This is a genomic window from Streptomyces sp. NPDC052299, from assembly GCF_040679335.1.
Lineage (GTDB): Bacteria > Actinomycetota > Actinomycetes > Streptomycetales > Streptomycetaceae > Streptomyces.
In genome coordinates, this window is record NZ_JBFAUP010000048.1 from 1 (window position 1) to 5,416 (window position 5,416).

A 5,416-nucleotide genomic window follows, 5' to 3' on the forward strand; every position below is an offset into this window, starting at 1 on the left:
GGTCTTGTTGTTCTGAAGCGGCTGGAGGATGCGGTCGCTGATGGTGATGATGTGGTGTGTGTGATCGCGGGTGGTGCGGTCAACAATGATGGTGGTGGGGATGGTCTGACGGCTCCGCGGGTGGAGGGTCAGGCCGGGGTGTTGCGGCTGGCTTGTGAGCGGGCGGGTGTGGCGCCGGGCGAGGTCGGTTATGTGGAGTTGCACGGGACCGGGACGGCGTTGGGTGATCCGGTCGAGGCGGCGGCTCTGGGCAGGGTTTTGGGGAATGCGCCGGGTCGGGTCGGGCCTCTTGTGGTGGGGTCGGCGAAGACGAATGTGGGGCATTTGGAGGGTGCGGCGGGCATTGTCGGTCTGATCAAGGCCGCATTGTCGGTGCGGTATGGGGTGGTGCCGGCGAGTCTGCATTTCGAGTCGGCGAATCCCGCGATCGATCTCGATGAATTGAATCTGCGGGTCCAGACCCAGACGGGTGTGTGGGAGGGTTCCCGGATTGCGGGTGTGTCCTCGTTCGGGATGGGCGGGACCAACTGCCACCTGATTCTCCGCCCGGCACCTGAGCGGGCCCCTGTCGTGCAGGGTGCGGACCCGGTCCTGGTGCCGTGGGTGGTCTCGGGGCGCAGCGCCGACGCGCTGCGCGCGCAGGCGGACAAGCTCGCCGACTTCGTCCGCGGCTCTGACGCGTCGCTGCTCGATATCGGGTACTCGCTCGCGTCGTCGCGCACGGTTTTCGAGCACCGCGCGGTGGTCGTGGGTGCGGACCGCGAAGAGCTGGTCGCTGGCCTGGAGAAGGTTCGCGCTGCGGGTGCCGTGGGTGCTGCGGGGACGGCGTTCTTGTTCACGGGGCAGGGGTGCCAGCGGGCGGGGATGGGCCGGGAGTTGTATGAGGCGTTCCCGGTGTTCGCGGAGGCGTTCGATGCTGCCTGTGCGTACCTGGACGGGTATCTGGGCCGGTCGTTGAAGGATGTGGTGTTCGGGGGTGATCCGGTGCTGGATCAGACCCGGTTCACGCAGGCCGCGCTGTTCGCGCTCGAATCAGCCCTGTTCACGCTGGTCTCTTCGTTCGGGGTGCGCCCGGATGCGCTGATCGGGCATTCGATCGGTGAGGTGACCGCCGCATACGCGGCGGGGGTGTTCTCCCTTGAGGACGCGTGTGCCCTGGTCGCGACCCGGGGCCGGCTGATGCAGGCCGCCCGCACCGGCGGAGCGATGCTCGCCATCGCCGCACCGGAGACGGAGGTGGTCCCGGAGCTGCGTGAAGGCGTGTCCCTCGCCGCCGTCAACGGCCCGGCGGCGGTCGTGGTCTCCGGTGATGCGGACGCGGTCGGGGTCCTGCAGGAGCTGTTCCGTGGGCGTGGCGTCAAGGTCAAGCGCCTCACCGTCTCGCACGCCTTCCACTCCGCCCACATGAACACGGCCCTGGCGGAGTTCGAGGAGACGATCGGTTCTCTTACGTTCAGCGAGCCGCAGGTCACGGTCATATCGAACGTGACCGGGCAGGTCGCGGACGAGCTGACCAGCCCCGCGTACTGGGCGCGTCAGATCCGTGCGGCGGTCCGCTTCGACGACGGCATCCGTACCCTGGACGCCCAGGGCATCACCACGTATCTGGAACTCGGTCCGGACCCGGTCCTGACCTCCCTCGTCCAGAACACCCTGGACACTCCCACCGCCGCATCCGTCCTCAACGTCCGCAGCGAGGAGCCCCGCGCCCTGCTCCGGGCCCTGGGCACCGCCTACTCCAGCGGGACCGAAGTCGACTGGACCGCCTTTCTGCCCGGGGGGAACCGGGTCAAGCTCCCCACCTACGCCTTCCAGCGCAAGCGCTACTGGATCGACGTCCCCGACGCGCCTGACAGCTCCGTTGCCGTGGCCGCGCAGGAACGGGAGCAGGAAGAACAGGAGCCGGAAGGCGTACTGGGGGAGTGGGCGAGCCGGGTGCGCAAGCTCACCGGCAAGCAGGGCGATCTCCTGCGTCAGAAGCTGATCACGGGTCTGATCTGCCGCCACACCGCCGAAATCCTCGAATACGACAGCGCGGAGGCGATCGATTCCGAACTTCCCTTCAGGGACCTGGGCTACAACTCGCTCACCTCCGTGGAGCTGCGCAGCCGCCTGGCCGCCGACCTCGGCATCGCCCTGCCGTCCTCGCTCGTCTACGACTACCCGACCCCCGCCGTTCTCGCCCGCCACATCGTTCGCGACCTGGTGGGTGCGCCCGACCCGGACGCCGTGGACGCGGTCCTTTCCGGAGTCGAGGACGTGTCCGACGAGCCGTTGGCGATCGTGGGTATGGCGTGCCGGTATCCGGGTGGGGTGGTGTCCCCGGAGGGGCTGTGGGGCCTGGTCGCCGAGGGCGCGGATGCGATCGGTGGTTGGCCGGAGGATCGTGGTTGGGACGTCGAGGGGCTGTACGACGCCGAGCGCGGTGTGCCGGGGAAGTCGTATGCGCGTTACGGCGGGTTCTTGGAGGGCGCGGACGGTTTTGACGCGGAGTTCTTCGGGATTTCGCCGCGTGAGGCGTTGGCGATGGATCCGCAGCAGCGTTTGCTGCTGGAGACGGCGTGGGAGGCGTTGGAGCGGTCGGGGATTGTTCCGCAGTCGCTCAGGGGCAGTCGGACGGGTGTGTTCGTCGGTGCGATGACGGGGGAGTACGGTCCGCGTCTCGCGGAGCCGGTGCCAGGGACGGAGGGGTACCTCCTCACCGGTAATACGGCGAGTGTCGCCTCGGGCCGCATTTCCTACACCCTCGGCCTGGAGGGGCCGGCGCTGACCGTGGACACGGCCTGCTCCTCCTCCCTGGTCGCCCTGCACCTGGCGGCGCAGGCGCTGCAACGGGGTGAGTGCTCACTCGCCTTGGCGGGCGGTGCGACGGTGATGTCGTCGCCGGGGATGTTCGTGGAGTTCTCGCGGCAGCAGGGGTTGTCGCAGGACGGCCGGTGCAAGGCCTTCTCGGCGAGTGCGGACGGCACGGCGTGGGGCGAGGGCGCGGGCATCTTGCTGCTGGAGCGGCTGTCCGATGCCCGAGCGAACGGTCACCCGGTGCTGGGGGTGATCCGGGGTTCGGCGATCAATCAGGACGGTGCGAGCAATGGTCTGAGCGCGCCGAATGGCCCTTCTCAGCAGCGTGTCATCCGTCAGGCCCTGGCGAATGCCGGCCTGAGCGGTACGGACGTCGACGTCGTGGAAGCCCATGGCACTGGGACCAAGCTCGGTGACCCGATCGAGGCGCAGGCGTTGATCGCGACGTACGGGCAGGGGCGGGCTCCTGAACAGCCCTTGTGGCTCGGCTCGTTGAAGTCGAATATTGGGCACACCATGGCCGCTGCCGGTGTCGGTGGTGTGATCAAGATGGTCATGGCGATGCGTCAGGGGATTCTCCCGCAGACGCTGAATGTCACCGACCCGACCTCGCACGTGGACTGGTCCCGGGGTTCGGTGGAGCTGCTGACCGAGCAGCGGCCGTGGCCCGAGGTGGACCGTCCGCGCCGCGCGGCCGTGTCGTCCTTCGGCATCTCGGGCACGAACGCGCACATGATTCTGGAGCAGGCTCCGGAGGCGTCGCTGCCGGAGGTCTCCGCCGGTGGTGTCGTGCCGTGGATTCTCTCCGGTCGCACCGAGGAGGCCCTGCGTGATCAGGTGGCCCGCCTGACGGAGTTCGTGGAGAACGCCCCGGAGCTCACGCCGCGTGCCATTGCGACCGCCCTGGCCTCGCATCGCACGGTGTTCGGGCAGCGGAAGGCCGTGGTCGGCAGCACTCGCGAAGAACTGCTGGACGCCCTGCGAGCGGACGCCGGAGCAGCGGGCGAGGCGGTCACGGGCCGCACGGTCTTCGTGTTCCCGGGTCAGGGTTCGCAGTGGATCGGTATGGCGGCGGGTCTGTTCGAGGCGTCGCCTGCGTTCCGGGCGCGGCTTGAGGGCTGTGCGCGGGCGCTGTCCGTGCACACGGACTGGGATCTGCTGCCGGTGTTGCTGGAGGGTGATCCGGACGGTCTGCTGGAGCGGGTGGATGTGATCCAGCCCGCGTTGTGGGCGGTGATGGTGTCCCTGGCCGAGGCGTGGCGCTCCTACGGGGTCGTGCCGGACGCGGTGGTCGGGCATTCGCAGGGCGAGATCGCGGCGGCTGTCGTGTCGGGTGCGCTGTCCTTGGAGGACGGCGCGCTGGTGGTGGCGTTGCGGAGCCGGGCCATCATCGCTCTGGCCGGCCGGGGCGGCATGCTCTCGGTCGCACTGCCGGCCGACTCGGTGCGCCCGTACCTGACGCGGTGGCCGGACGATTTGAGTGTGGCCACGGTCAACGGCCCGTCGTCCACCGTGGTCTCGGGCACGGACAGTGCCCTGGACGAGCTGGTCGCGGTGCTCGACGCGGAGGGGGTGCGGTCGCGGCGTATCGCGGTGGACTACGCCTCGCACTCCCCTCACGTGGAGTCGATCCAGGAGGAGCTGGCGCAGCTTCTGGCACCGGTCACGCCCCGCGTGCCGGAGATCCCCTTCTACTCCACCGTCACGAACGACGTGATCGACAGCGCGGCACTGGACGCGACGTACTGGTACCGGAACCTGCGGCAGACGGTCGAGTTCGAGAAGACGACCCGGGCCCTGCTCGCGGACGGTTTCACCACGTTCATCGAATCGAGTGCCCACCCGGTTCTGACGATCGGCCTTCAGGAGACCTTCGAGGCCGCCGACGCGGAAACAGCGCTCGCCGTGCCGTCGCTCCGCCGTGACGAAGGCGGCCTGGAACGGTTCCTCCTCTCCGTCGGGCAGGCATGGGCCCACGGCGTCCCCGTCGACTGGACCACAGCCCTCCCCGAACCCCAGCACCCGCTCGACCTGCCCACCTACGCCTTCCAGCGCACCCGCTACTGGCTCGAAACCGCCCCCACCACCGGCGATGTCACCATGGCCGGTCTCACCTCTGCCGAGCACCCCCTTCTCGGAGCGGTGACCGAGGTCGCCGGCAGCGGGTCCGCGGTGCTGTCCGGGCGGCTCTCGCTGAAGTCGCACCCGTGGCTCGCCGATCACGCCGTGTCCGGCACGGTCCTGCTGCCCGGCACCGCCTTCGTGGAGCTGGCTCTCCGGGCCGGGTACGAGACAGGCTGCGAGGTCCTCGAAGAGCTCACCCTGCAAGCTCCGCTGCTGCTCGGCGCCACCGGGGCCGTCCGCCTCCAGGTCGTCGTCGACGCCGAGGAGGGCGGCCGTCGTGCCGTCACCGTGTACTCCCGCCCTGAGAGCGCGGAGGAGAGCGGGGACGACGGGGCCGAGTGGACCGGGCACGCGTCCGGGGTCCTCTCGTCCATAGCGGTGCCGGAGCCTCGCGCGGGGTCCGCCGGTGCGGTGTGGCCGCCGTCCGGGGCGGCCCGGGTGGACACGAGCACGCTCTACGAGGAGCTTGCGGCCGCCGGTTACGAGTACGGGC

Annotated in this window: 1 protein-coding gene; it reads left to right on the top strand. The window is 69.5% G+C overall.

Annotated elements, in window-relative coordinates; translation table 11 throughout:
* Window positions 1-60: 60 nt before the first annotated feature.
* A partial coding sequence (locus AB0L33_RS35055) for a type I polyketide synthase (protein WP_365687812.1) occupies window positions 61-5,416 on the top strand: 5,356 nt, incomplete at its 3' end.